The organism is Pseudomonas migulae (assembly GCF_024169315.1).
GTDB lineage: Bacteria > Pseudomonadota > Gammaproteobacteria > Pseudomonadales > Pseudomonadaceae > Aquipseudomonas > Aquipseudomonas migulae_B.
In genome coordinates this window covers 1,757,646-1,781,845 of the sequence record NZ_JALJWR010000001.1, presented here as the reverse complement: position 1 = coordinate 1,781,845, position 24,200 = coordinate 1,757,646, and the positions used below count along the sequence as shown (strand labels likewise).

At 52.7% G+C, this 24,200-nt stretch carries 28 protein-coding genes and 2 pseudogenes; 15 read left to right on the top strand and 15 right to left on the bottom strand.

Going from position 1 to position 24,200, the window contains the following annotated elements:
* Positions 1-336: 336 nt before the first annotated feature.
* The gene (locus J2Y86_RS08205) at positions 337-903 is read right to left on the bottom strand and encodes a carboxymuconolactone decarboxylase family protein (RefSeq protein ID WP_253429503.1); all 567 of its coding nucleotides are present in this window, start codon (positions 901-903) and stop codon (positions 337-339) included.
* A gap of 320 nt (positions 904-1,223) precedes the next feature.
* Here J2Y86_RS08205 and J2Y86_RS30270 point away from each other — a divergent pair, with 320 nt between their 5' ends.
* On the top strand, positions 1,224-2,114 hold the full coding sequence (locus tag J2Y86_RS30270) for a LysR family transcriptional regulator (protein WP_367399713.1): 891 nt from the start codon (positions 1,224-1,226) through the stop codon (positions 2,112-2,114).
* An 89-nt stretch (positions 2,115-2,203) separates the two neighbouring features.
* Here J2Y86_RS30270 and J2Y86_RS08200 read toward each other — a convergent pair whose 3' ends face one another.
* On the bottom strand, positions 2,204-2,734 hold the full coding sequence (locus J2Y86_RS08200) for a YkgB family protein (RefSeq protein ID WP_253429501.1): 531 nt from the start codon (positions 2,732-2,734) through the stop codon (positions 2,204-2,206).
* An 813-nt stretch (positions 2,735-3,547) separates the two neighbouring features.
* Positions 3,548-4,510 carry an AraC family transcriptional regulator gene (locus J2Y86_RS08195; RefSeq protein ID WP_253429499.1) on the bottom strand — a complete coding sequence of 321 codons (963 nt, stop codon included), beginning with the start codon at positions 4,508-4,510 and terminating at the stop codon, positions 3,548-3,550.
* A gap of 116 nt (positions 4,511-4,626) precedes the next feature.
* Between J2Y86_RS08195 and J2Y86_RS08190 the strand changes: the two genes are divergently transcribed.
* Positions 4,627-5,160 carry a carboxymuconolactone decarboxylase family protein gene (locus J2Y86_RS08190; protein WP_253429497.1) on the top strand — a complete coding sequence of 178 codons (534 nt, stop codon included), beginning with the start codon at positions 4,627-4,629 and terminating at the stop codon, positions 5,158-5,160.
* 224 nt (positions 5,161-5,384) lie between these two features.
* Positions 5,385-6,614: a cytochrome c biogenesis protein DipZ gene (locus J2Y86_RS08185; protein ID WP_253429495.1), complete on the top strand. Its 1,230-nt coding sequence runs from the start codon at positions 5,385-5,387 to the stop codon at positions 6,612-6,614.
* Positions 6,615-6,676: 62 nt separating this feature from the next.
* Here J2Y86_RS08185 and J2Y86_RS08180 read toward each other — a convergent pair whose 3' ends face one another.
* From J2Y86_RS08180 to J2Y86_RS08170, 3 genes are all read right to left on the bottom strand, one after another.
* The gene (locus J2Y86_RS08180; RefSeq protein ID WP_253440172.1) at positions 6,677-7,504 is read right to left on the bottom strand and encodes a helix-turn-helix domain-containing protein; all 828 of its coding nucleotides are present in this window, start codon (positions 7,502-7,504) and stop codon (positions 6,677-6,679) included.
* Between the two features lie 85 nt (positions 7,505-7,589).
* Positions 7,590-8,255: a peroxiredoxin-like family protein gene (locus J2Y86_RS08175; RefSeq protein WP_253429493.1), complete on the bottom strand. Its 666-nt coding sequence runs from the start codon at positions 8,253-8,255 to the stop codon at positions 7,590-7,592.
* 374 nt (positions 8,256-8,629) lie between these two features.
* A complete protein-coding gene (locus tag J2Y86_RS08170; RefSeq protein ID WP_253429492.1) occupies positions 8,630-9,241 on the bottom strand; it encodes a cytochrome P460 family protein in 612 nt (203 codons plus the stop codon).
* A gap of 401 nt (positions 9,242-9,642) precedes the next feature.
* On the opposite strand from J2Y86_RS08170, the gene J2Y86_RS08165 reads away from it, so the two are divergent.
* From J2Y86_RS08165 to J2Y86_RS08125, 9 genes and pseudogenes are all read left to right on the top strand, one after another.
* Positions 9,643-10,071: a c-type cytochrome gene (locus tag J2Y86_RS08165; protein ID WP_253429490.1), complete on the top strand. Its 429-nt coding sequence runs from the start codon at positions 9,643-9,645 to the stop codon at positions 10,069-10,071.
* 153 nt (positions 10,072-10,224) lie between these two features.
* Positions 10,225-10,998, top strand: a complete 774-nt coding sequence (locus J2Y86_RS08160; RefSeq protein WP_253429488.1) for a heme ABC transporter permease — start codon at positions 10,225-10,227, stop codon at positions 10,996-10,998.
* The gene (ccmD, locus tag J2Y86_RS08155) at positions 10,995-11,171 is read left to right on the top strand and encodes a heme exporter protein CcmD (RefSeq protein WP_253429485.1); all 177 of its coding nucleotides are present in this window, start codon (positions 10,995-10,997) and stop codon (positions 11,169-11,171) included. Before J2Y86_RS08160 ends, ccmD begins: the two co-directional genes overlap by 4 nt.
* On the top strand, positions 11,168-11,635 hold the full coding sequence (ccmE, locus tag J2Y86_RS08150) for a cytochrome c maturation protein CcmE (RefSeq protein ID WP_253429483.1): 468 nt from the start codon (positions 11,168-11,170) through the stop codon (positions 11,633-11,635). Before ccmD ends, ccmE begins: the two co-directional genes overlap by 4 nt.
* Before the next feature lie 3 nt (positions 11,636-11,638).
* Positions 11,639-13,612, top strand: a complete 1,974-nt coding sequence (locus J2Y86_RS08145) for a heme lyase CcmF/NrfE family subunit (protein WP_253429481.1) — start codon at positions 11,639-11,641, stop codon at positions 13,610-13,612.
* Entirely contained in the window at positions 13,609-14,145 is a 537-nt protein-coding gene (locus J2Y86_RS08140; protein ID WP_253429479.1) for a DsbE family thiol:disulfide interchange protein, read from the top strand. The genes J2Y86_RS08145 and J2Y86_RS08140 overlap by 4 nt, the downstream gene beginning before the upstream one ends.
* Positions 14,142-14,615, top strand: coding sequence for a cytochrome c-type biogenesis protein (locus tag J2Y86_RS08135; protein ID WP_253429477.1), 474 nt, complete (start codon positions 14,142-14,144; stop codon positions 14,613-14,615). The genes J2Y86_RS08140 and J2Y86_RS08135 overlap by 4 nt, the downstream gene beginning before the upstream one ends.
* Positions 14,608-15,819 carry a c-type cytochrome biogenesis protein CcmI gene (gene ccmI / locus J2Y86_RS08130; protein ID WP_253429475.1) on the top strand — a complete coding sequence of 404 codons (1,212 nt, stop codon included), beginning with the start codon at positions 14,608-14,610 and terminating at the stop codon, positions 15,817-15,819. The genes J2Y86_RS08135 and ccmI overlap by 8 nt, the downstream gene beginning before the upstream one ends.
* A gap of 8 nt (positions 15,820-15,827) precedes the next feature.
* Positions 15,828-16,138, top strand: a pseudogene (locus tag J2Y86_RS08125) (helix-turn-helix domain-containing protein); the annotation flags it as partial.
* Between the two features lie 31 nt (positions 16,139-16,169).
* On the opposite strand, the gene J2Y86_RS08120 reads toward J2Y86_RS08125, so the two are convergent.
* A complete protein-coding gene (locus tag J2Y86_RS08120) occupies positions 16,170-16,688 on the bottom strand; it encodes a YkgB family protein (protein WP_253429473.1) in 519 nt (172 codons plus the stop codon).
* A gap of 278 nt (positions 16,689-16,966) precedes the next feature.
* Here J2Y86_RS08120 and J2Y86_RS08115 point away from each other — a divergent pair, with 278 nt between their 5' ends.
* Both J2Y86_RS08115 and J2Y86_RS08110 read left to right on the top strand, forming a co-directional pair.
* Positions 16,967-17,437 (top strand): TlpA family protein disulfide reductase, encoded by a 471-nt coding sequence (locus J2Y86_RS08115; protein ID WP_253429471.1) that lies wholly within the window; start codon positions 16,967-16,969, stop codon positions 17,435-17,437.
* 210 nt (positions 17,438-17,647) lie between these two features.
* Positions 17,648-18,802 (top strand): epoxide hydrolase family protein, encoded by a 1,155-nt coding sequence (locus tag J2Y86_RS08110; protein ID WP_253429469.1) that lies wholly within the window; start codon positions 17,648-17,650, stop codon positions 18,800-18,802.
* Positions 18,803-18,814: 12 nt separating this feature from the next.
* On the opposite strand, the pseudogene J2Y86_RS08105 reads toward J2Y86_RS08110, so the two are convergent.
* Positions 18,815-18,985: pseudogene (locus tag J2Y86_RS08105) on the bottom strand (transposase domain-containing protein); the annotation flags it as partial.
* Here J2Y86_RS08105 and J2Y86_RS30175 point away from each other — a divergent pair.
* Positions 18,936-19,070 carry a hypothetical protein gene (locus J2Y86_RS30175; RefSeq protein WP_301309041.1) on the top strand — a complete coding sequence of 45 codons (135 nt, stop codon included), beginning with the start codon at positions 18,936-18,938 and terminating at the stop codon, positions 19,068-19,070. The pseudogene J2Y86_RS08105 and the gene J2Y86_RS30175 overlap by 50 nt on opposite strands.
* A gap of 89 nt (positions 19,071-19,159) precedes the next feature.
* On the opposite strand, the gene J2Y86_RS08100 is transcribed toward J2Y86_RS30175, so the two are convergent.
* From J2Y86_RS08100 to msrB, 7 genes are all read right to left on the bottom strand, one after another.
* Positions 19,160-19,453 carry a DUF1330 domain-containing protein gene (locus J2Y86_RS08100; RefSeq protein ID WP_253429466.1) on the bottom strand — a complete coding sequence of 98 codons (294 nt, stop codon included), beginning with the start codon at positions 19,451-19,453 and terminating at the stop codon, positions 19,160-19,162.
* Positions 19,454-19,513: 60 nt separating this feature from the next.
* Positions 19,514-19,945, bottom strand: coding sequence for a GlcG/HbpS family heme-binding protein (locus tag J2Y86_RS08095; protein WP_253429464.1), 432 nt, complete (start codon positions 19,943-19,945; stop codon positions 19,514-19,516).
* Positions 19,946-20,017: 72 nt separating this feature from the next.
* A complete protein-coding gene (locus J2Y86_RS08090) occupies positions 20,018-21,031 on the bottom strand; it encodes a zinc-binding alcohol dehydrogenase family protein (protein WP_253429462.1) in 1,014 nt (337 codons plus the stop codon).
* Positions 21,032-21,263: 232 nt separating this feature from the next.
* Positions 21,264-22,232 (bottom strand): magnesium and cobalt transport protein CorA, encoded by a 969-nt coding sequence (locus J2Y86_RS08085; RefSeq protein ID WP_253429459.1) that lies wholly within the window; start codon positions 22,230-22,232, stop codon positions 21,264-21,266.
* Entirely contained in the window at positions 22,229-22,933 is a 705-nt protein-coding gene (locus J2Y86_RS08080) for a glutathione S-transferase N-terminal domain-containing protein (protein ID WP_253440169.1), read from the bottom strand. The genes J2Y86_RS08085 and J2Y86_RS08080 overlap by 4 nt, the downstream gene beginning before the upstream one ends.
* Positions 22,934-23,100: 167 nt before the next feature.
* Entirely contained in the window at positions 23,101-23,613 is a 513-nt protein-coding gene (msrA, locus tag J2Y86_RS08075; protein ID WP_253429457.1) for a peptide-methionine (S)-S-oxide reductase MsrA, read from the bottom strand.
* Position 23,614: 1 nt separating this feature from the next.
* Positions 23,615-24,058 (bottom strand): peptide-methionine (R)-S-oxide reductase MsrB, encoded by a 444-nt coding sequence (gene msrB / locus J2Y86_RS08070; RefSeq protein WP_253429454.1) that lies wholly within the window; start codon positions 24,056-24,058, stop codon positions 23,615-23,617.
* Positions 24,059-24,200 lie beyond the last annotated feature (142 nt).

The following is a 24,200-nucleotide window of genomic DNA, read 5'->3' as shown; positions in this document are numbered from 1 at the left end:
TGGATTGATGGGTCCGGCATATCGATACCCGGTTATCACGTATAGGGAGTAAGCCCCACTCTCTATTGATAAAGTGGCTCATCTTCTTGCTCCATCGAGGGTGCGCAATCCTTTTGTGCTGCCCCCCGCGTATGCTTGAAAGCTACGGTGCATGTTCTAAAACATTCACCACCTCAGCGTTGAAACCGATGCAAGCTTACCTTAAGACCCGCAAGCCAGAGCTGCTGGCCGTTTTTGTCGCAGTATTCGACATGCCGGGTTGGCAGGCAATGCTCATGCCGGATTTAGCCAGACTAGCCCAGTCAGGAACGTAGCAATTTCAAAAACGTGCGCTTTTCATGGATTTTTTTGAAAGGCTGCGTTTTCAGGGTCAAATTGTGGAAAATCGATTGGCGTATTATTAATCTTGTTAACCAGGTTGATAAACGTTGTAGAGGTAATCACTAAACAAATTTCTATAAGGTTTTTCTCCGTATATCCAGCATTAAAAAGGCTCTGAAGGCTGGAGAAATTAACCACCCCTTTGGAATTTATTAGAATGAAAACGAAATCGAGCAGCGTGTCCAGTTTCGCGATTTTAGTCGGTTGCGATGTTTTCATGTTTAATATAGTGGTTGGAGAGAGACCTGCAAATTGCCCTAAGAATACATGTGCGGCGATGCTGTAGTCGCACCCCGCGGTTAAACTTACTTTCAGTCTAATTGCTTCTATTTCGCTTTTTGAAAGCGTGCTTTCTTCAATTATTTTATCAAATTCAAGTATTGCCTTTAAGCCCGTAGGGCAATGTGTCCCGATAGTTGCGTAGACGTTAGGAACCATTCCGGCTGCTTTTTTAATAGAGATGTAGATCTCTGAGGCGATGCCCGAAGCTGAAGATGGAGGCGTTGTGGACAAGCGAGACATTGGAGCGTTCCCCTGGTCTGACGATGTGGTGACAGTAAGTCGTCTCTATTGATCGCGATTATTATTATTTGGTTCAGATAGGCGGTGTCGAAGTGCATCAATGAACAACACGTCCCTCCATGTATTGCCGAGGTAAATAGTGTTTGTAGGAATAAAGGTAATGAGTGTTACAGCACGGTCGACAAGTGCTTTAACGTTGCTCACATGTGGTCATTGATAGTGTCGTCGTGTCTTTTGTTGCTGACTGTGCCTAAGATAATCGGGTATTATTACGTATTAGACTAGCCACCAAACGCAGATAACATAAAATTGGATTTTGCATGAGTGAATACCTTTTCCCCTTTCGACTCTTTATACGTGTTGCTTATACGGGCAGTTTCTCTCGTGCTGGCCGAGAGCTTGGTATTTCTCAGTCATCTGCCTCGCGGATAATCGCTGCTTTGGAGCGCGATCTAGGGGCAAAGCTGCTCGTCCGGAGTACGCGCGCTGTAGTACTCACGCCGGCAGGTTCAACTTACCTGGCAAATATAGAGCCCATTTTGGCGGTTTTTGATGAAGCGAATCTTGCAACCCGTGGTGGATCTGAGCTTCAGGGGCGGCTGAGACTGGGTCTTCACTCCGGCGTTTGCCTCAGAGAGGTCGTACCCAAGTTATCGGAATTTCTTGAATTTCACCCGGGTCTCAGTGTTGACTTGGTGGCAGAGCAGCCTCATCGAGATGGGGTAAGGGATCGCGTAGATCTAACCCTTCAGATTGCGGCGCCTGAAGATGCCACAACAGCGATGCGACTCATCGGTAGCACTCCCAGGGTTTTGGTGGCATCTCCCACTTATCTTGTACGTAGGGGAGTGCCAAGTTCACCGGTAGCGTTGATGGCACACTCCATTATTGCGGGGCCTTCTCCAACGGAGGGGGGCGCTTGGTTTTTTTCGCGCAGTGGGAAGGCAGTATCTATCAGTATCGAAGGAAAAATGACGGCTAATACGTGTGAAGTCGCTATGGCTTCCACCATAAGTGGAATAGGAATTATGTCTACGGGACTGTGGTCATGCCAAGCAGAAATAGACGCAGGCGTATTGGTTCGCGTGCTTGAAACTTGGGATATGGGAGATATCAGACTTTACGCTTTTCTTCCTGCAGGCGCCGCATCCAAAACGGTAGCAAGATCCTTTGTTGGTCACTTGGTATCTGAGTTCCATAAGCAAGTCTAAACAGTCCAGCAAGCTCCCCTGAATGTTGTAATTGGGGAGCTGAGTGCACCTGGCCGTATGTAAAATAAACGCTAATCGGCCAGGTTCCTCTACCGACGCCTATCGTCTTCGGCCTCGATGGCCATGAGGGAGTTTCCGATCACCAAGATGGACGCAGCTAACAGACCAATATCCTTTAGGAGAAACTGACCTGGAACAACGGATATGGCCGGAAAGCCGAGTGTCGGCTCAAATACCAATGGCGTAGTGAGCATAAATGTAACCGTAGTGACGAACAAGCCAACGGACAGCAACCCCCCAATAACTGACAGTTTTGGGGATATGCATCTTGCGGCGATCAATAGGCCAACTGTAATTTCAAGAACGCCAAGGAAATATGAAAATCCCATGATACTCATAAAGCTATACATCCATGAAAGCAGTGGGCTGTGGTTTACAAAGCCTGAAATACCGTTTGCTTCATATTCGGTAAATTTCATGCCCCCGAACCAGAGATAGATGACGGCTAACGCGGCAAACACGGCATACCACCCAACTCGCATGATGAGTGTGCCTAATGAATTGCTGATGACAGTTTGATTTTCTGGCTTATCGCTTTGCTCAATGGAAGGGGTGTCCATGTGGTCTCCTCGAAAAGTTCTATTATAAAATTTTGTATCATCCGCCCTGAAGTGCTCGCATCCTATTAGGATTCTGTTGTTTAAAGTTAGTTGTAAGCCATTTGATAATGATCCATTGGGTATTGTGCTGTGAATTAATCGATATTATTCGGGGTTTGACCGTTTCATAATTCTATTATTAGCGTAGCTGAAGACGCTCTGATGTCATTTCATAAACGTGTGCTTTTGAAGGGGCTTGGTCAGATTTCCTGCGGACTTGGCCGTGAATAATATCAATTGCGTCGATAGTAAGCGCAACATCATTCCATTTATGTATTCGGCTAGCTTATTTAGAGTTTGGTTGTTTGGGTTATTCAGTTGTCGCGTGGGAGGGTTGTGACGAAAGTTTGCTAATTGCAATCAAACTAAGATTGCGTTCGATAACAGGCGCCGCTTAACATTTGTTGATCGGAAATTATTGAAATCAGTCGTGGTTTGTTCTAAGTGATTCATCAGGTTTCTTTAAAAAAAGGTGGACGCATAAGCTTGTAAACGTGCGTCCACCTAAGGGATGACCAGACTATCTCCTTTAGTAAGATCACTACTGAAGTTGCTTGAAATCTAAAACGGGGTTTAATGTTTTATATTTAGAGCTGGGTGCACAATATCCGGATTGTCCACTCGCTTATTTCAAAATCGTGCGTTTTTTTTGGAAAGTTAATACTGCAAGATACAGAGCGTAAACGAACAAGAGATTGTACAATTGTCATTAAGCGCATCACTGCGCCCGTGCAATCCCTTCGTGCGGTGAAATGAGACCTTAAAATGGCCCGTCTAGTCTTGCCTTGCGAGAAGCGCCGATTGTATTCGCCATCTACCTGGAGTCATCCCTACGTGCTTTTTGAACGCCCTTTGGAACGCTGCATCTGATTTGTATCCGCTATCTTGGGCTATTTTAGGGATTGAATCAGATGTCTGTGCAAGCTGCTTGCTTGCATTGGCCATGCGTATCTCAACAAGCAGATCGTTGGCAGACCTGCCCACGGCTTCACCAAACTGTCTTGCAAAAGTTGCTCTGGACATCAGGCACAAGGCTGCCAATTCAGCCATCGTCCATGCCTTGGAATAATCTTCAAACATTGCCTTAAAAGCGGGTTGAAGTTTTGGACGTTGTGCAAGGCGTAACAGCCCCGTTGGCGGTTCTGCGCCCTCGCTCGCCAAGCGTAAGGTCATACCAAAAAGCGCGCCTGACATGTGATTCATCATTGATTCACTTCCAGGGCCGTGTTCTGTCGCCTCTTCATGCATCAGTGTTATCAAACGTGCAAGGCGAGTGCTGGCGACTTGTTCTTCCGTTGAGTGAGTAAAGTTATCGGGTTCGTCAATGCCTCTAATGATCAGCTGTCGGGGCAGGTTGTCTTTAATCATTTGACGTGGGGACGATGGCAAAATAAAGCGGCCACAGAGCATATTCACGGGTTTCGAGTCGCTTCCGTTGGTTCGAACCTTAAGACCTCGTTCCCGGTGCATCTCGCCAACCGTTGATAACGCTCCGCTCCCTTCATACAGAACATGGGGGACACCTGATGGGATCAGTAAAATGTCGCCAGCTTGCATGGATAAAACAGGGTTTTCGCCGTCGTCGACTTGCGCGGTGCCGCGCAGGAGTACGTGGTATGGAATCTCTCTCGGGCCTGTGGCGGCATAGTCGAGCCTCCAGGGAGGACTGAAATGACATCTGGTGTCCAGAGTACCGCTCACCGGCATCAGGAAAAGCAGCCTGCTTAAGATGTCCATTTGAGACGCTCGAGCATTAGATTGATTGATTCTAGCATTAACATGAGAAACGTCCAGGGTTAGGCTGGAGGCCTTTCATACACTGCTGCTGGAAGTTATATCCAGAGGAGCATTCGATGTCTCGCTTGAGAACAATGGATCCGACTGAAGCTACCGGATTGGTAGCAGAAACGTTCGCGTCCATAAAAAGGGCTGCGGGGATGATTCCTAATGCTTATCTGACTATCGGAACGCACAGTCCTGAGGGATTGGAGGCGATGCTGCGTCTGGATGAAGTAGTCGCGCAAAGTGAAATTTCCGATGCCGATTTGGAGACGATTCGGTTAGTCGTTAGCGAGTGGACAGGTTGCCCATATTGCATAGCCGCTCATAGTCTTAAAGCTAAGTTTTCGGGGCTTACGCATAAGGTGATTTCTAACATACGGGGAGGCAGTTACACTGGAGACTTCCGGCGAGATGCTCTCATCGAATTTGTACGCAATATTGTATCTAGTAAAGGTACCCTCGGTTTGGAGGCTGTGGATTTAATAATTGCCGCAGGGTATTCGGAGCGTCAACTTATTGGGATCTCTCTAACAATTGCATCGACAATGTTCACCAGTACTGTAAATCGCATTAATGACACCGCTATAGACTATCCTGAATTTTGACCGCTATATGATTGTTTAAGACTGGTATTGAATCCGTCGGATGTCCTTGCGCCGATAGCCGGCCTAGAAGCCGGTCTATCGTTACAAGGCCGCTTCTTCACAAGTAAACGGTCTACGCACTAGAAACAGTTTTGCAATCAGCTAATTCAATTATGGAATGAGATTTGCTCGCGACGACGAGAGTTCGACACCCATACCGAACGTCCACATTTCAAAGGTGATTCATGTTACTCATTGCATTCCTGGGCGGCATATTGACCGTCCTTAGCCCCTGTATTCTTCCTGTAGTACCGTTTCTATTTGCTGGTGCCCACCGCACTCGCTCATCGATCCTGCTCACACTCGCCGGCATGACTCTAACGTTTGCCCTGATCTCAAGCATGGCCGTGGTCAGCAGCGAGTGGGTGATTCAAGCCAGTAACGCCGGACGCCATGTCGCCTTGATTGTGGTGGTGCTGTTTGCCCTGTCGCTGATCTCCGTCCGGGTCAGTGACTGGTTAGCTTATCCGTTCGTGTTGCTAGGCAATCGCCTTGACCCGAGCAGCGAAAAAGTATCCGGCCCGTTGGGCTCGCTGATGATCGGCGTCGCGACCGGTTTGCTCTGGGCGCCGTGCGCCGGGCCTATCCTCGGGGTGATTCTCACCAGTGCCATGCTCCAGGGAGCGAATGCTGGCACCAGTCTGTTGCTGGTGGCCTACGGTCTGGGTGGCGCGCTGTCCCTCGGAACCTTGATCTTCGCCGGTCGCGGTTTAGTCAATCGCTTGAAACCGTCTATTCCGGTAACGGGTTGGCTGCGTAGAGGCGCCGGCGTCGCGGTACTGGCCGGTGCGGCGGTCATTTCTACTGGTGCCGACAACGTGCTACTGGCCAATACCTCGTCGGAAGGTATCAACAATGTCGAGCAGGGTGTGTTGGAAACTGTGCCGAAAATGATCGACTACTTCGTCAGCAAGGTCAAAGCCGAGTCCATGGAAAACGCCGAGGGCGCCATGCCGTCACTGTCCGGCGCCGTGGAATGGATAAACTCGCCAGCACTGACCGACGACTCGCTTAAAGGCAAAGTGGTTCTGGTGGATTTTTGGACTTTCGACTGTATCAACTGCAAACACGCCTTGCCTTACGTGAAAGACTGGGCGCAGAAATACGAGAAGGACGGTCTGGTTGTGATCGGTGTGCATACCCCTGAATACGGCTTCGAACGTATCATCGATAACGTCAGGGACAAGGTGAAGGAATACGGCATCACCTTCCCTGTTGCCATCGACAACAACTACACGATCTGGCGCAATTTCAAGAATCAGTACTGGCCCGCTCACTACCTGATCGACGCCAAAGGTCAGGTACGCCTTACCCATTTCGGTGAGGGTAATTATGAGACTCAAGAAAAGATGATTCAGCAATTACTGAAAGAGGCGAAAACGGACATCAATCCCCCGGTCGTTCGTAAGGGGTAATCGACTGATCGATGGCTCGCCAGTATATCGGGTGGGCCATCGCTTGTTGCTTGCTCCAATGCTTAACGATGCAGGTCGCGGTATTGTCCAGGTGTGATGCCTATCCGTTTCTTGAATGTGGTCGTGAAATGCGATTGTGAGTTGAAGCCTGCATCGTTGGCGATTTGTGAAAGGCTAGCGTTAGTCTCAGATAACAGAAATTCTGCACGACGGAGCCTGCTATCCACAATATATGAGTGAGGGGACCGGCCAGTGCTAGCGCGAAACGTGCGGGCGAAATGAAACCTGCTCTGGGTAGCGATTTCGGCCATTTCTGAAACGCTTATAGCCGACGATATTTCCTTCTCAATATGGTCGACAATAGCTTTCAACGTTTTATCAGGCAGATGAAGCCTCTTCGGAGTCAGCTTATTCCCACCTTTGCGGTACCGAATATTCATCATCATTGCAATCAGAAAGCGTGCTGTTGGCGCGCAATAATACCCATCCGCGACCAAGCTGGCGCTGGTTTTTCGTTGCCCGATCATTTTACGAGCAAGGCGTTTGGCTAGGGCACCAAATCCGGCCTCGGGGCCATAGACTCCAATAACGTCTGATAGCACCGTTTTACTTGGAGTGATTGCCGCTATCACATCTGCAACGAATCTATTTTCAATTGCTATCTCAAGCAGTTTGTTTGGAGCGCTCCAAGATAGGGCCTGCTCTTGTTCGGCGTCGCCGATCAAAATGGTAGTACCTACTTTAGCTTCAAAGTCGCTGCTGGCTGAGTGAGTATTAAATATTAGGCGACCATTATCACTAAGAAATATGATTATTGTGAAGCGCCCTGTATTTGAAATGTAACTACCTGCCGATTCGCAATTTAAAATACGCGCACTGACCAACACCATCAACGGACGGTAGTGTCCTCTATTTGGTCGTATCGGCCTTTGATGTCGCATTTTTATCTCATTTTTATTTGAAAAGGGAAGGTGGCTATTCCAATGCACGGATTTTGCGAGGCGATGGCATGTTGTTCAGTACTATAAGAAGCTCTTCCGTATTCATTGATTGTATATGATCCGCGTTGACCTCTGAATACACAATAGTCCCTTGTCTGTCGATAACAAATAACGACGCCATGGGTAACAGGTCGCAATCTGCTCCATTCATCTTGTCGAGGTCTGCGCCCAATGCGCGATACGTATTCTTAAGATGGGCTGATAGGCGCCATGCAACCTGAAATTCCAACGCGACTCGACTGTGAGCATCGCACAGAATTGGAAAGCTGACCTGTTGTTTTCTGTCCATATCGGCATCTGAAAAATGTAGCTGTGGCGATATGGCGACGATTGATACTCCAATGTTATTTAATGTTTCACTAATTGTTTCCAGGGCAATGAGTGTCGCATGCGAATACCAGCACCACAATCCTCTCAGAAAAACTACAATCATTGGCCCTTTTCGGACCAGGTCAATCGAATTTACGTCGTCTCCATTTGCATCGGCCAGCGCGAAATCAGGCGCACGGTCCCCAGCCTTGATTGCAAGTGTTGAAATTCTTGATTCGCAAAGCTCCAGAATTGAGTTCCTTAAAATTTCCTGATCCTCACCAGCAAGTGGGTTCTTCTCATCGCCGGCAAAAAAATTAGCCGGGTGCACGCAATGCACCATCAATTTTTCCTAGTATTTAATTTCTTTAAAGTTCATGGGTCGGAAGGATTGGAAGCAAACGACTTGAAATGGTTGATTTACTAGTTTCACTAAATACCTATGGGAAAACTATTATCGCCGGGCGATACCCTAACCTATTGTTTTGTACGCTTATTCCAAAAACGTGCGCTTTTTTGGTTTGTTTTACGAGATGCGCCAGGGGCGGGCGTGCGTTTGCCTCTACGCACAGTTGGCGCCAAAGCTTGCCGCATTGCTATATGGGGTAATAGCTAGCAGTCGGAGGCATTTGATTGTTTGTGATGGTGGTATAGGCAAAAAAGCCTTAAGTAAATAAGGCTTTGTTTGTTGATGTTTTCTTGTGTTTAAGGAAGGGGGAGAGCAGATAGAATCGGTTTGTAGAACTGGATATAGACCATGTCTTCTTTGGCGTTATCGATATGGCAGCCGGCGCACGCCTCTTTCGGCGACTCCGTAGAGACAGCGGAGTATGGAGGCGCGTGGTGGCCGAAGTTGAAGTAACCCCAGTTTTTTGTTTTTGCGAAACGCTTACTATCTTTAACGGAAATGTCTAGCCCACTCGGCCCGCCGCCAGGGAAATAGCCTCTACCCGATGGTTCAACACTCGAACCATCCGGTAACTGGCCCTTTTGAGTCAGGTGCAGTTCTTTTACCATCATTGTCCCTTCGGGCCAGGTACCCGTTTTTCGATAATGCTCGAAAGCCGCAGGTTCTACATAAACGTTGTGAAATTCAGGAAAGCCTGCTTTTCCGTTATTCAGTCCGTTTGGCGTGAGAGGAGCCCCAATAAAAACCCACTGACGGAAATTCTTTGGCTGTTCCAGCTGACCTTTATCGTTGAATGTCGGGCCAATTTTTACGTCTGCGTAGTCTGCAGATTGCGCTGCAGCGGCATATAACCCAATGCACGCAGTTATCGCTATCGCAGCTGACCTATTAATTATCAGGCTTTTCATTTTTTGTCTCCAGTACGCCAGAGTTGATTCTCTGATCCTAGAAGCGGGATGTTTGGTGATGATGCATTTGGAGGCTAACGCACGAGCGGAGGTCGCTCTTTCAAAATCGTGCGGAGTTTGCAATGGCTTGGCGTCGCTGCTTGACATTGAGGCTTGGCATTCCGAGAATCAAATCTCAATAGACGCTTGTTCAATGGCGTATGTGAATTAGAAAAGCAGAACGGCTAACCAGCGGATTTATATTGCCTCGGTTCTTAGAGTGCTGATATCAAAATCTTGGGCACGTTCGTCTCTGTTTTCAGCTCGATTGGCTTGGGTGTGCCAGGGTGTTGCCCTGGGTTAAACGTTAGCTGCATGCCTGATAGAGATAATAAGTGTGCAACTGGTGTCGGGAGTATTATATGAACAGCTTATTTATGAACCGCTCAGCAAAAGTGTGTGCCGGGCTGCTGGTGTCGACGTTTATGACACCTTTGCTCGCGCAGGAGGGTGACGCGAAACGCGGTGAAGTTGTTTTTCAGCAATGTTCGATTTGTCATCAAGTCGGGCCAATGTCAAGTAATGGAATCGGCCCAAATCTGACGGGAGTGCTAAATAGAAAAATGGGATCGCTCCCAGATTATTCCTATGGCACGGGCTTGCAGAAGGCCGCTCAGGCTGAGATGAAGTGGGATCAGGACAAAGTTTTCAATTGGCTGGCCGACCCTCAAACCTACATCAAGGGTGTCGTTAATGACGACTCCGTCACTACAAAAATGACTGTCAAGGTCAGCGATGAGCGAGCACGTCGGGACGTCATCGCGTACATCGCGACGTTTGGTGAAAAGTGAGTGGGCCGTTTATACGAGTTGGCCGTTTATAAGTTAAGTCTCTGACTAATTTCGGACTCATTGGTTTTCGGGCTGTGATAGAGCCAACGTCACTCATTGATAACGGCATTATACGATGAAGGTGTTATTCCACCTAAACGCGGACATACTGCTATGGCATTTCGTTGGTTTCATCGACTGGGCTCTCCCAAGTGGTTTTATGAGACAAGTAGTCGCTTTATGCCGTGGCTCAGTGGCCTCGCCGCACTGCTGGTTGCTACGGGTGTGATATGGGGGTTGGCCTTCGCACCCCCGGATTACCAACAGGGCAATAGTTTTCGAATTATATATATTCATGTTCCAGCGGCAATGCTTGCGCAGTCGTGTTACATCATGTTGGCGATATGCGGGATAGTCAGTTTAGTTTGGAAAATGAAGATTGCAGACGTTGCTCTGCAGTGTGCTGCGCCGATTGGAGCGTGGATGACCGCTGTTTCGCTTGTCACCGGAGCCATCTGGGGTAAACCCACGTGGGGCTCTTGGTGGGTTTGGGATGCACGTCTAACATCTATGCTGATTTTGTTGTTTTTGTACTTCGGCCTGATAGCGCTGGGTAACGCCATAACAAACCGTAACAGTGCTGCTCAGGCATGCGCGGTACTGGCGATAGTTGGTGTGATAAATATCCCCATTATCAAATATTCGGTCGAATGGTGGAACACGCTCCATCAAAGTGCGAGTTTCAGTCTTACTGAAAAGCCCGCGATGCCCGTCGAAATGTGGCTTCCCTTACTGTTTACAGCACTGGGCTTCTATTGTTTTTTCGGCGCGGTGTTGTTGCTACGAATGCGCCTGGAGTTACTAAAGCGTGGGTGTAGAACCAGTTGGGTTCGAAACGAGGTTATGAAGAGCTCACTGGCCCATGACGCGAAGAGGGTAGCGCAATGAGTTTTTCCTCCTTCAGTGACTTCGTTGCAATGGGACACCATGGCCTGTTTGTATGGACTGCTTACGGTGTCTGTTTTCTGGTGCTTTCTATTAATGCCTTGCTGCCGCTATTTGCGCATCGGCGTTATTTGCAGCAGGAATTTCGTCGATTACGACGGGAGGAAAACAAATGAGTCAGCTCCATAAAATGCGGTTACTTTTCCTCCTCTGCATGCTTGCCGGAATTGGCACGGCTTCCACGTTAGTACTGAGCGCCTTACGTGAAAACATCAACCTCTTTTACACACCCACTCAGATCGCCAACGGCGAGGCTCCCCCTAACACGCGGCTTCGTGCCGGCGGAATGGTAGAAGCGGGGTCTCTGCATCGCTCGGCCGACACGCTCGATGTGTCGTTCGTGGTCACTGATTTCAAAAAATCGGTAACCATCACCTATCGCGGCATCCTTCCAGATCTATTCCGCGAAGGCCAGGGCATCGTTGCTCTGGGCAAACTCAACGCCGACGGTGTGGTTGTGGCCGATGAAGTACTGGCCAAGCACGACGAGAGGTACATGCCACCTGAAGTCTCCAAAGCCTTAAAAGACAGCGGCCAATCCGTCCAGAGTACCTCTGGAATACCAGCGAAAAAGGGGTAATTCATGATTCCCGAACTTGGCCATCTGGCGATGATCCTCGCCCTGTGCTTCGCCAGCGTACAGGCGGTCATGCCGCTATTAGGTGCCTGGCGTGGTGATCGACAATGGATGGCGTTAGCTCAGCCCTCAGCATGGGGGCAGTTCATGTTCTTGATGTTCGCTTTTGGCTGTTTGACCTTTTCATTCATGGTCGATGATTTCTCAGTAGCCTATGTCGCCGAGAACTCCAACAGCGCCTTGCCCTGGTACTACAAGTTCAGTGCAGTGTGGGGCGCTCATGAGGGCTCGCTGTTGCTTTGGACATTGATCTTGGGGGCCTGGACGTTTGCGGTGTCGGTGTTCTCTCGCCAATTACCGCAGGTCATGCTCGCCCGTGTTCTTGCCGTCATGGGCATCATCAGTGTCGGCTTTCTGTTGTTTCTAATCCTCACATCCAATCCTTTCAGCCGCATCCTGCCGATGATTCCGAAGGACGGTCGTGACCTCAACCCATTGCTCCAGGACATCGGCCTGATCATTCACCCGCCAATGTTGTACATGGGGTATGTGGGCTTCTCTGTAGCCTTCGCTTTCGCCATTGCTGCGTTGCTCGGCGGTCGACTCGACGCTGCCTGGGCACGCTGGTCACGACCGTGGACGATCGTTGCATGGGCCTTTCTTGGTATCGGTATTACGCTCGGGTCGTGGTGGGCCTACTACGAACTAGGTTGGGGAGGGTGGTGGTTTTGGGATCCGGTAGAAAATGCTTCCTTCATGCCCTGGCTGGTGGGGACAGCACTCATACATTCACTCGCTGTCACTGAAAAGCGCGGTGTGTTCAAAAGCTGGACAGTGTTGCTGGCCATTGCTGCGTTTTCCTTAAGTCTGTTGGGTACCTTCCTGGTACGTTCTGGCGTGCTGACCTCAGTGCATGCGTTCGCTTCCGACCCCGCTCGCGGTGTATTCATTTTGATTTTTCTGTTGTTGATAGTGGGCGTTTCGCTGACCTTGTTCGCCTTTCGGGCACCGGTTGTAAAAAGCCGAATCGCTTTTGGTCTGTGGTCGCGTGAAACCCTGCTGTTAGGCAATAACCTTTTGCTGGTCGTGGCGGCCTCGATGATTCTGCTCGGCACTTTGTATCCTCTGGCGCTCGACGCCTTGAGCGGGGCGAAGATGTCAGTGGGCCCGCCATACTTCAATGCGTTGTTTGTACCACTGATGGGCCTGCTCATGGCGTTGATGGCCGTAGGCGTGTTGGTGCGATGGAAAGACACGCCGGTCAAATGGCTATTGAGCATGCTCGCCCCGGTATTGGTTAGCAGCGCGGTGCTGGCGATCATCGCCGGGTTTGCCATGACCGATTTCCACTGGGCCGTGTTAGCTACTTTCTTGCTAGCGGCTTGGGTAATGCTAGCGGGTATGCGTGATCTCCTGGATAAAACCCGACACCAAGGTGTATTCAAAGGTATGCGTGCATTGACCCGAAGTTATTGGGGGATGCAGCTGGCGCACATGGGAATTGTCGTGCTTGCCTTGGGGGTAATGTTGTCGAGTCAGAACAGCGTCGAGCGTGATCTTCGCTTGGCGCCCGGTGACTCTGTCGAGCTGGGCGGCTACATGTTTGTCTTCGATGGCGCCACGCACATTCAGGGGCCTAACTTCACATCCGACGTAGGCACCATTCGTGTGCTGGAAGATGGAAAGGAAGTTTCCATATTGCATCCGGAAAAGCGCCTTTACACCGTGCAACGTTCGACGATGACCGAGGCCGCTATTGATGCCGGCTTTACCCGCGATCTTTATGTCGCGCTGGGCGAGCCGTTGGACAACGGTGCTTGGGCAGTACGAGTACACGTCAAGCCGTTCGTGCGCTGGATCTGGTTCGGTGGCTTGATCACTGCGATGGGGGGCTTACTGGCGACGTTGGACAAGCGTTATCGAGTCAAGGTCAGGAGCAAGGTCAGCGACGCACTGGGCCTCTCGGAAGCCCCCGTATGAAGCGTTGGCTGCTACTACTGCCGCTGGTGCTTTTTCTTGGCATGGCAGCATTTCTCTGTAAAGGGTTGTACCTCGATCCCTCGGCGTTGCCCTCAGCGTTGATCGACAAACCGTTCCCCCATTTCTTCCTGCAATCCGTGCAAGGCAATAGGTCCCTGACCCGTGCCGATTTGCTGGGCAAACCGGCGCTGGTAAACGTTTGGGGTACCTGGTGCGTCGCTTGTCGGGCAGAACACCCAGTGCTGAACAAACTGGCCCAGCAGGGGGTGGTGATTCATGGAGTCAATTACAAAGACGTTAATTCCGATGCTCTGAATTGGCTGAGGGATTTTCACGACCCTTATCAGCTGAATATTCGCGATGAAGCCGGCAGCCTCGGATTGAATCTGGGCGTGTACGGCGCGCCGGAAACTTTTCTGGTCGACAGTAAAGGCATCATTCGCTACAGGCACGTCGGCGTTATAGATGAGACGGTGTGGCGTGAAAAGCTTGCAGATCTTTATCAAGGTCTGGTGCAGGAGGGCACGCAATGAGCCGGTTTCTATGTGGCGCTCTCTTAGCGCTGTGTTCCGCCAGTGCCGCCCAAGCTGCCATCGATGCTTACGCGTTCAAGGATGAGGTCGAACGCGCCCGATACACCGAGTTGACCCGGGAACTGCGTTGTCCGAAATGTCAGAACCAGGATATCGCAGACTCCAATGCTCCCATCGCCGCCGATCTGCGGAAAGAGATCTTTCGCATGCTCGGCGAAGGTCAGAGTAATCAGCAGATCATCGATTTCATGGTCGATCGCTATGGCGAATTCGTGCGCTACAAACCTGAGCTGAACAGCCACACCTGGTTGCTCTGGTTTGGGCCTGGCGGTTTGTTGTTGGGCGGTGTGTGGGTGATTTACTTGATCATTGCACGTCATCGTGGTCGGCATGGCGATGATGTTGAGGTGTTTTCTGACCAAGAGCGTCAACGGCTCCTCCTCCTATTGGGTAAAGAATCTAATGATTGATTTCTGGCTATGGGTCGGCCTGCTGTTGCTGGTTGCCCTCAGTTTCGTGCTAATCCCTGTGTTGTTTTTACGTCGTGCCCAAAGCGAAGAAGATCGCACCGCTTTCAACGTGGCGCTGTATCAGGAACGCGTGGCGGAGCTACAACTTCAGCAAGGGGACGGAGTGATGTCTCCTGCGCAAACAAACAGTGCCCGCGCTGAGGCGGACCGCGAATTGCTGGCGGACACCGAAGGAGCTGGCCTCGAACGTTTTTCGACTACAGGGAAGCCGCTACCGGTATTCGTGGCTTTCTTGATACCGGCGCTGGGGCTCGCGCTGTACCTGCATTTTGGCGCCAGCGATAAAGTCGAGCTGGTTCGTGAGTTCGCCCAGCCTCCCGGCTCACTCGCGCAAATGAACGACCGTCTGGAACGCACGGTTAACGCTCAACCGGAGTCGGCTGAGAACGCTTATAACCTGGCCCAAAACTACATGGTTCAGGGGAGGCCAGACGATGCCGCTAGAATGTTCGAGCGAACGGTGTCACTGGCCGGCCGCCGACCGGAGTTATTAGGCGAGTGGGCTAAAGCACTGTATTTCTCTAACAACAAAATGTGGTCTGCGCCAATCAAGGCGCTGACAGATGAAGCTTTAAATGGAAATCCGGGTGAACTCGTGAGCTTGAGTCTCATAGGTCTGGCTGCCTTTGAAGAGCATCGTTACCAGGACGCTTTAAAATATTGGAATCAGGCATTAGCAGCGATGGGTTCCGACCATCCGTCACGCGCTGCTTTAGTACAGGCCATTGGAAAGGCAATAGATGGTCTGTCAATGGATGTAAAAACCAGCAATTTGACGAGTGAACATGTGGGTGGCTTGCCACCAACACTGCTCCAGGTACGGGTGGAAATTTCCCCGGAAATTATCGAAAAGGTCGCTTTGGATGACAGTGTGTTCGTGTTCGTACAGGCGCTTTCGGGCTCCAAAGTACCTCTTGCTGCCAAACGACTAAAGGTCTCAAGTCTGCCCGTCGAGGTGGAGTTTTCAGACGCTGATGCAATGTTCACCAGCAACACCTTATCGCAAGCAGCTGAGATTCAAGTGACTGCCAGGGTCTCTAGGGAAGGGACGCGTGCGTCGGGGGAATGGTTGGGCCGCAGCTCAACGACAATAAATTCGAAGAGCACCAGGCTGAAGCTTACGATCGACCGTCCGGATATCTGATCGCGGGCAAGCTGCACAACTCCCCAGAACGTGCCTGGTCGATAGCAGAGTTGGCCAGTGAATCAAATATGTCGCGCGCTGCGTATGCCGTGCATTTCAAGAGTGTCATCGGACAGACACCTGCTGATATTTATTGAGTTGGCGAGTTAGCCTGGCTCAGAAGCTGATGCGAGAAGGGCGCTCGATTACGCTGATTGCAGCCCAAGTCGGCTACGAAAGTCCTTCGGCGCTGTCTCGCGCATTTAGACGCAAGACGGGGTTGAGCCCTCGTGACTGGCTGAAAGATCTGGCGGGGAAAACTGACGGGAAGAAGGCCTAAGGCATTACTGCCTTAAGCCATTGAAGAGAACTTATGCATTAACTTTACGTTTTTCCAGTTCAACCAGCGAATGACCTGCCACAAATACCGAAGCAGCAAGCAACCCTAAGTCTTTAAGCAGAAATTGACCTGGCGCAACGGAAATCCCTGGAAATCCTAAGCTGGGCTCAATGACGCCCGGAGTGGAGAACATAAAGCTAAGGGTCGTGAAAAACAGGCCTGCAGACAGAGCGCCTCCAACCATGGATAGTTTTGGTGACAGCAAACGGCCTGCGATCAGAACGCCGATCGAAATCTCTAGCATGCCGAGCAGGCTGGAGAAGATGTCGACCGAAAAAATGCCATACACCCAACCCAAAAACGGGCTGTTGCTTACCAGTGGAACCAGGCCCTCGGCCTCGTAGTGGGTAAACTTCATGCCGCCGAACCAGAAGTAAATAACAGCGAGAGCTAAGTAGGAGCCGTAGATGCCTAACCCCATGGTTTTGGTTCCAAGCGTTGAGTGGGTTTGTACGCTGGACTTCGAGTTTTCAATGCTTATGGTTTTCATGTCTGAGCTTCCAGTAATGAGTGAGAACGTGTTGGCTGCCGAACGTTGTATGCGTTGGGGATGAGCTCATTGTGGCCGGTGTCTTTAATCAATTGGCATCAGAAAGTATTGACTTCAGTGCAGATCGTCTTGAGCGGTGCAATTCGCGATGAAGGGCTCGCCGTGGAGAGCGATCTATCCTGGCTTCAGGATAAAGGGTGCAAACAAGGTCGGAAGTTCGCGCACCGTCGCGACGCGCGACCATTCAATAGGCTTCTGTATCGGGGTTGGAGAATCAGATGAACGCGACCGAACGACAAGCGCCTGAGCTGCGGCTGCAAAAATGGATTGGCAAAGATGGAGGAAGTATCGCGCCGTTAAAACTGTCAGATATCGGGACCGGCCCGAAAATCTTGTTTGCGTTCCAGCATTGGTGCCGCGGCTGCCATTTGCATGGATTTCCGACGCTACAAAAGTTGCATGGCGCATTGAGCTCCAAGGGCGTGGGGTTCGCAGTGATCCAGACCGTCTTCGAAGGAGCGCATGAGAACACCTTCGAGAAGTTGCGCGAGAACCAGCTCAAGTATGAGCTTCCTGTCGCTTTCGGTCACGACGAGCAACCGACCGGCTCGAATTTTCCAACCTTCATGGAAGACTACCGTACACGAGGAACTCCGTGGTTTACGGTTATCGACGCTGGCGGCCGCATCCTTTTCTCGGACTTCCATCTCGACGCAGACCGGCTCGTGAAGGAACTTGAGCAAGCATAACCGTTGCGACGTTGGCTCATCCTGATTGCCACCCATCTCCTGATGCTCGCTATAGGCATTGCGGGCGGCATCTATACGCTGCCGATACTCACGGCGCCTCGATCTCGGGACATGGCTGCGTTTCAAATCATCGCGACTGAAACGCTCTATGCAGGGCGCCTCATAAAGCAGCGCCATAATCTAGCGTGTTTATCCTCATAGGGAATTGTCATGCCCATCCGCCCTTTTACCTTGGCCGTCACCGATGCTCAGCTGAGCGACCTTCATCAGCGGCTACGCAATTCACGGTTACCCGACGCCTTAAAGCCAGACAGCTGGGAGGATGGTACCAATTCGGCTTTTCTTCAGCGTCTCCTTGAACATTGGTGCAACCACTTTGATTGGCGAGATCAAGAGCGGCGGATCAATCAGTTGCCGCAGTTCATGACTGAGGTCAATGGCCAGGCCATTCATTTCCTGCACCAGCGCGGGAAGGGGCACAAACCCATGCCTCTGGTTATCACCCACGGCTGGCCAGGTTCATTCCTGGAAATGGAACAGTTGCTCCCGCTACTCACTGACCCTGCTGCACACGGTGGCGATGCTGCTGACGCATTTGATGTGGTGGTGCCGTCTCTTCCAGGCTACGGCTGCTCGCCTGCACCGACCCAGGCCGGGATTAGCTCAAGACAGATTGCGGCCCTCTGGAAAGCGCTCATGGGGCAGCTGGGGTATGGCCGTTTTGGCGCCCAAGGAGGGGATATCGGCGCTGGAGTTTCAATGTGGCTCGCCCGTGATCACCAGCCCCAAATTATCGGCGCTCATCTCAATTACATTCCAGGTAGCTATCGGCCGCCTCTAGGTGCCGGCCAAGATGCTTTGAGCGAGAAAGAACAGGATTTCCTGGGTCGGAGCAGCCACTTTGCAGCCACTGAAGGGGCCTACGCTGCGTTGCAGAGCACGAAGCCTCAGACACTTGCTTTCGCACTGGCGGACTCGCCACTTGGGCTAGCAGCGTGGATAGTCGAAAAGTTTCATGCGTGGGTTGATCATCCCGACGATCTAGAACAGGTATTGTCGTTCGACACGCTTCTAACCGATATTGCCCTGTACTGGTTTAGCGGGAATGTGCAGGCAAGCTTGCGGCTATATAAGGAAAATCGGCAAAACCCACTAACGTTCAAGCCAGGGGAGCGGGTCGCCCCGCCATTAGGCGTAACACTATTTCCTAAAGAGCTGCCTATGCCTCCGCGTAGTTGGGTCGCACGTGTATTCGACGTGCATCGCTGGGAACATGCCGCCCATGGAGGTCATTTCGCAGCGCTGGAGCAACCTCAGATCCTGGCCGAGGAGGTCAGAGCATTCTTCAGGCCTTTGCGGGGATAGCGGTTTTTTAATTCACCTTGCATAGTTGTAAGGGCCCCATCTGTGCGGCAGCAGCTCGACAATTTCACTCGCCCGCTGCGTCGGCAGCCGCGTCAGCACATCTTTGAGATAGGCATACGGATCATGCCCATTCATGCGCGCCGACTGGATCAAGCTCATGATTGCTGCTGCCCGTTTGCCGCTGGCGTCGCCGCTCTGCCAGCTCGTCAACAGAGAGCCCATTCTCGCCGAGCAATGCTCTGATCCGATCGGCGATATGAGCCCTTAACGCCACTGCCTTGGTCCCCCAACAAGTCCCCGGGATGCGAGTTCGCATACCGATACCTCGTGGTCAGCGCTGCCGTGCTTCTGTCGGTGTCACCGCTGCCCCTCGACGATAAAGGCGCGGTAGCGGGAACCGGCAAAGCGATGAGCAGCGATAGTTTGGTAGGCGGGGCTATCATACCAATCACGAGCGGCCTGCATCGTCGGGAAACGCAAGATTACGGCCCCTTCGACGGGCGACCCCTCCAAATGCTGGATCGCGCCATAAGCGGCGAGAAAGGTTACGTCGTGACCATCGAACGATGGGCCGACGCCTGCAGAATAGGTTGCGAGTGCATGCGGATCGGTGGTTTCTTCCCGCGTAAAGACGACGAACGCTTCCATCATTAGACCTCTCATAAGGTTGGAATCTGCCGGCCATTACCACCGGCGATGGCCTGACAGTCGTTAGACTGGCAGCTGGAAACCGATTTTCCTGAGTGCCTCGACACACGCATCCTGATCCTGCTGATAGGTGCCTCCGGAGATGCCTATCCCGCCGATCAACTTCCCATCCTCCAGAATCGGATAGCCGCCGCCGACAGCGACCATCCGGGGGCGATAGGCCAGCGGCGCCACTTTTGGATCGTTGGTCACATAGTCGTTCCAGACATGGGTCGGGAACCCAAACGAGGCGGAACTCCAAGCCTTGTCGATGGCAACATCGACGGTAAGGAACGGCGCATCGTCGGTGCGCTCGAACGCGCGCAGGTTACCGGTGGCGTCGACGACGGCGACGGCAGCCGGGATGCCGATTGCACGGGCCGCGGCGATCGCCGCGTCGATGAGGGCGACTGCGGTTTCGCGGTTGATCGAAGCGGTGGCAATAGATTTGGTCATGGGACTCTCTTCGCCGGGGCGTGATCCGTCCGGCTTCTTGAGGTTGGACAAGATGTTTGGCGATCGCGGTCGTTAGAAGCCTTCGAGGACGATCTTGCCTTTTGCCGCGCCACTTTCGATCAGTGCATGCACGGTCTTCAGATTGGCGGCATTGATCGGCGACAGTCGCTGGGTCAGCGTCGTGCGGATTTTGCCGTCGTCAATCAGCACTGCCATCGCATCCAGGATCTCGCCCTGCTCATTCATGTCGGGTGTGCCGTAGATCGACCGCGTGAACATCAGCTCGTGGTGGATCGACACCGCCTTGCGCTTGAACACCATGATATCGAATGCCTTGGGATCGTCGATCAGTACGAACCGTCCTTGTGGGGCGATCAGTTCGGCGATGTCGGCGACATGTTGCTCGGTATGCGTGGTCGAAAAGACGAAAGCGGGAGCACCGATGCCGAGCTCGGCGATCTGTGGCGAGAGTGGACGAGAATGGTCGATGACGTGGTGAGCTCCAAGCCCTCTTACCCACTCTTGGGTTTCCGGTCGAGAGGCGGTGGCAATGACGGTGAGGTCCGTGCGCTGTCGTGCGATCTGGACGGCGATCGACCCAACCCCGCCCGCGCCACCGATGATGAGGATCGCCTCCGCCGCACCGGGGACGGGCTTCGCCACGTCCAGGCGGACGAACATCGCCTCCCAGGCCGTCAACGTCGTCAGCGGCAGCGCCGCCGCTTCCGCCCAGGAGAGCGACGCAGGTTTGTGACCGACAATCCGGGCGTCGACGAGATGGAACTCCGCATTGGTACCGGGCCGCGTGATTGATCCGGCATAATAGACCTCGTCGCCTAACTCGAACTGCGTGACGTCGGGGCCGACCTCGCGCACGACCCCGGCGGCATCCCATCCCAGCACCTTCCAATCGCCATTGGCCGGCGGCGTGCTGTTGCGGACCTTGTAGTCGACCGGGTTGACCGAGACGGCCTTTACCTCAACCAGGATATCGTATCCTGCAGCGACAGGCCGGGGCAGATCGATGTCGACCAGCGCGGCATCCTCGGCGATGGGGCCCGGAACCTTGTAACCAATGGCTTTCATAAATGTCTCCAGCTTGCTTGATCGGATGACGCGAATGCGCGTTAGTCAACTTCTTCTACATTGAGGTCCCGACCCTTGAACGGGGTCGCGGTAACAGATTTCATCGAACACGTCGATCAACAGGCCCTTATGCTCGGTCGCCGGATCAGTGATCGCGTAGAGGGTGGAGGCGTTTTCGCCTCTTGAGTTGGATTGGACAAGCTCCCGTATAAGGCTCTGCGATGTGCCGTATTCACAGCCACTTAGCCTTCTTGAAGCGCACAAACAGGAAAAGGCAGGATATCGCTATCACTCCGAGCACGACTAAGTATCCGTAGGCCGTGTCCAGCTCCGGCATGTGCTTGAAGTTCATGCCGTATATTCCAGCGATCGCCGTCGGGACTGCCAGTATTGCCGCCCAAGCCGCCAGCTGGCGGGTGATCACACCCGTCCTTTGCGCTTCCAGAAGGCTGCTTGCCTCAAAGACCGTGGACAGGATCTGAAGGAGGCCGTTGACCATGGACTGCACGCGATCGACGTGATCCGCGACATCGTTGAAGTACGGACTCACTTCGGCGCTGATGCAGGGAAAATTCCTACGGACGAGCTTTCTGACCAGTTCGGCCATAGCTCCGAGCGTACGTTGGAAGCGCGTGAGCTCGCATCTCAGGCCGAAGATGTGGGCGACTTCTTCTCGTCCGAGAAAGTCGTCTAACGACCGTCTCTCCATTGCCAGGACGTCATCCTCGATCATTTCGAAGATGGGCAAATACTGGTCGACGATGCGGTGCAAGATCGCGTGCAGCACATAGTCGACACCCTTTCCGAAGAGCGCCGGTGAAGCCTCGAGTTGCTCCCGAAGTTTACCTAGCGCTCCGGCGTTGCCGTGCCGTACGCTGACGATATGATTGTGACCGGTGAAGATCGCCATCTTGCCATACTTGATCTGCTCACCGACCAGCTCGGCGGTCTGAGCGACGATGTATAGCTCATCGTTGTAGACTTCGAGCTTGGGCGGGCACAGCGGATGCATCGCGTTATCGATTGCCAGCGGATGAAGGTGATAGGTCGCTTGGAGCGCATGAAGTTCATTGGCGGAGGGCTCGCTAAGCGCGATCCAGCAGAAGCTCGAGCGACCCTTGTCCATCTGGACGTGCTCATCGAGCGAAACTTCCCGGATTCGCCTGCCTTCGTCGTAATAGTAGGCGGCGATGATGCTCATGCCGGCCTCGCAGGGAAGTGCAGGCCACGCTGTACTGCCGGTCGAGCCAGCCCACGTCCGAGCCATGCCTGGATGTTCGAATAGTTACTGAGGCCAAGGATGTCGCCAGCAGCATACGACTCACCCAGCGCATTCACCCAGCCGAGCGTCGCGATGTCGGCAATCGAATAATCGTCGACGATCCAGTCGCGGCCTTCCAGCTGGCGATCCAGGACTCCCAGGAGACGCTTGGCTTCATCGGTAAAGCGCTGCCGAGGTCGCTTGTCTTCATAGTCGTTACCGCCCCATCGTAGGAAAAAGCCAAGTTGACCGAAGATCGGCCCAATTGCCGACACCTGGAAGAACACCCAAGTCAGGGTTTCGTAACGTAGGGCGGGCGAACTCGGAATGAGCTGGCCCGTCTTTTCGGCCAGGTAGAGGAGGATCGCACCGGATTCCCAGATGGCAATGGGGTTGCCGTCCGGGCCCGCCGGATCGATGATCGCCGGTATGCGGCCGTTCGGGTTTAACGAGACGAACGCCGCGTCCTTCGACTCGTTGTTCGAAATGTCGATCAGGTGGGGCTCGTACGCCAGGCCAGTCTCCTCCAGCATGATCGAGACCTTGACGCCATTGGGCGTAGGCGCGGCGTACAGTTGCAGGCGGTCGGGATGAGAGGCCGGCCAGCGCTGCGTGATTGGAAAGGATGAGAGGTCTGGCATGATTCTGCGATCCTTGTGCTGCGACGGCGGCGGACGGGCATGACCCACCTCATCAAGGCTGGGTTCGATGACCGCATCGTTGGACGACGCGGCCACGAAGGTTGCAAACCGGACCTGCGCAGGGGTTACGTCCATGAAACCTAGTCCGCGACAGCGCCGCCTGCGGGCTACGCATCGCCAGCGTTTTGGCGCTTCGGAAGCACCCAGCCGGGACGGGGGAAGTGACAGGTATAGCCGCCGGGACGCTTCTCCAGATAATCCTGGTGCTCCGGTTCGGCCTCCCAGAAATCGCTGACAGGCTCTACCTCGGTGACAACTTTGCCATCCCACAGCCCAGAGGCATTTAAATCGGCGATCGTATCTTCGGCGACTTGCTTCTGCTCCTCGTCGACGTAATAGATGCCCGACCTATAGGAGAGCCCACGATCATTGCCTTGGCGGTTCTTCGTCGTCGGATCGTGGATCTGGAAGAAGTATTCCAGAATATTTCGGTAGCTCGTCACCGCCGGGTCGAAGACGATCTCGATCCCCTCGGCATGCGTGCCGTGATTGCGATAAGTGGCGTTCGGAACATCGCCGTCAGTGTAACCGACACGAGTCGAGACAATGCCGGGCTGCTTGCGGATTAGGTCCTGCATACCCCAGAAACATCCGCCTGCGAGAACAGCGCGCTGATGCATGTCAAGCCTCCTCTACCTGATCGAGATATTCGCCGTATCCCTCGGCCTCCATTTTGTCGCGCGGGATGAAGCGAAGGGACGCTGAGTTGATGCAGTAGCGCAGACCGCCGCGGTCGGAAGGACCGTCGGGGAACACATGGCCGAGATGGCTGTCGGCGTGTACCGACCTGACTTCCGTCCGGACCATGCCGTGTGCGCTGTCCCGCACTTCGTTCACGTTTTCCGAAACGATCGGCTTGGTGAAGCTGGGCCAGCCAGTACCCGAATCGAACTTGTCCGTCGAAGCGAACAGTGGCTCTCCCGACACTATGTCGACGTAGATGCCAGGCTCCTTGTTGTCGTTGTGCTCGCCCGTGAAGGGCCTTTCGGTGCCTGCCTCCTGGGTAATCCGGTGTTGCTCGGGAGTCAGGTGGTCGACTGCTGTCTGTGATTTTTCAAACTTCATTACAGTCTCCAATACTTATCTAGAGGACCAAACACACTACCGCTTATTTTGTCAATTGGGTCGACTATCGCAGTGAGCCTTGGATTCAGCTTGTGTCAAAAGGAGCCTCAAGAGGGTCGACTTCTGCACGAAACTGATGGAG

Coding starts and splice junctions, on each gene's coding strand:
- J2Y86_RS08205 (WP_253429503.1), bottom strand. CDS start 903: ATGTCTCGCTTGTCCACAACGCCTCCATCTTCAGCTTCGGGCATCGCC.
- J2Y86_RS30270 (WP_367399713.1), top strand. CDS start 1,224: ATGAGTGAATACCTTTTCCCCTTTCGACTCTTTATACGTGTTGCTTAT.
- J2Y86_RS08200 (WP_253429501.1), bottom strand. CDS start 2,734: ATGGACACCCCTTCCATTGAGCAAAGCGATAAGCCAGAAAATCAAACT.
- J2Y86_RS08195 (WP_253429499.1), bottom strand. CDS start 4,510: ATGGACATCTTAAGCAGGCTGCTTTTCCTGATGCCGGTGAGCGGTACT.
- J2Y86_RS08190 (WP_253429497.1), top strand. CDS start 4,627: ATGTCTCGCTTGAGAACAATGGATCCGACTGAAGCTACCGGATTGGTA.
- J2Y86_RS08185 (WP_253429495.1), top strand. CDS start 5,385: ATGTTACTCATTGCATTCCTGGGCGGCATATTGACCGTCCTTAGCCCC.
- J2Y86_RS08180 (WP_253440172.1), bottom strand. CDS start 7,504: ATGGTGTTGGTCAGTGCGCGTATTTTAAATTGCGAATCGGCAGGTAGT.
- J2Y86_RS08170 (WP_253429492.1), bottom strand. CDS start 9,241: ATGAAAAGCCTGATAATTAATAGGTCAGCTGCGATAGCGATAACTGCG.
- J2Y86_RS08165 (WP_253429490.1), top strand. CDS start 9,643: ATGAACAGCTTATTTATGAACCGCTCAGCAAAAGTGTGTGCCGGGCTG.
- J2Y86_RS08160 (WP_253429488.1), top strand. CDS start 10,225: ATGGCATTTCGTTGGTTTCATCGACTGGGCTCTCCCAAGTGGTTTTAT.
- ccmD (WP_253429485.1), top strand. CDS start 10,995: ATGAGTTTTTCCTCCTTCAGTGACTTCGTTGCAATGGGACACCATGGC.
- ccmE (WP_253429483.1), top strand. CDS start 11,168: ATGAGTCAGCTCCATAAAATGCGGTTACTTTTCCTCCTCTGCATGCTT.
- J2Y86_RS08145 (WP_253429481.1), top strand. CDS start 11,639: ATGATTCCCGAACTTGGCCATCTGGCGATGATCCTCGCCCTGTGCTTC.
- J2Y86_RS08140 (WP_253429479.1), top strand. CDS start 13,609: ATGAAGCGTTGGCTGCTACTACTGCCGCTGGTGCTTTTTCTTGGCATG.
- J2Y86_RS08135 (WP_253429477.1), top strand. CDS start 14,142: ATGAGCCGGTTTCTATGTGGCGCTCTCTTAGCGCTGTGTTCCGCCAGT.
- ccmI (WP_253429475.1), top strand. CDS start 14,608: ATGATTGATTTCTGGCTATGGGTCGGCCTGCTGTTGCTGGTTGCCCTC.
- J2Y86_RS08120 (WP_253429473.1), bottom strand. CDS start 16,688: ATGAAAACCATAAGCATTGAAAACTCGAAGTCCAGCGTACAAACCCAC.
- J2Y86_RS08115 (WP_253429471.1), top strand. CDS start 16,967: ATGAACGCGACCGAACGACAAGCGCCTGAGCTGCGGCTGCAAAAATGG.
- J2Y86_RS08110 (WP_253429469.1), top strand. CDS start 17,648: ATGCCCATCCGCCCTTTTACCTTGGCCGTCACCGATGCTCAGCTGAGC.
- J2Y86_RS30175 (WP_301309041.1), top strand. CDS start 18,936: ATGCGCGCCGACTGGATCAAGCTCATGATTGCTGCTGCCCGTTTGCCG.
- J2Y86_RS08100 (WP_253429466.1), bottom strand. CDS start 19,453: ATGATGGAAGCGTTCGTCGTCTTTACGCGGGAAGAAACCACCGATCCG.
- J2Y86_RS08095 (WP_253429464.1), bottom strand. CDS start 19,945: ATGACCAAATCTATTGCCACCGCTTCGATCAACCGCGAAACCGCAGTC.
- J2Y86_RS08090 (WP_253429462.1), bottom strand. CDS start 21,031: ATGAAAGCCATTGGTTACAAGGTTCCGGGCCCCATCGCCGAGGATGCC.
- J2Y86_RS08085 (WP_253429459.1), bottom strand. CDS start 22,232: ATGAGCATCATCGCCGCCTACTATTACGACGAAGGCAGGCGAATCCGG.
- J2Y86_RS08080 (WP_253440169.1), bottom strand. CDS start 22,933: ATGCCAGACCTCTCATCCTTTCCAATCACGCAGCGCTGGCCGGCCTCT.
- msrA (WP_253429457.1), bottom strand. CDS start 23,613: ATGCATCAGCGCGCTGTTCTCGCAGGCGGATGTTTCTGGGGTATGCAG.
- msrB (WP_253429454.1), bottom strand. CDS start 24,058: ATGAAGTTTGAAAAATCACAGACAGCAGTCGACCACCTGACTCCCGAG.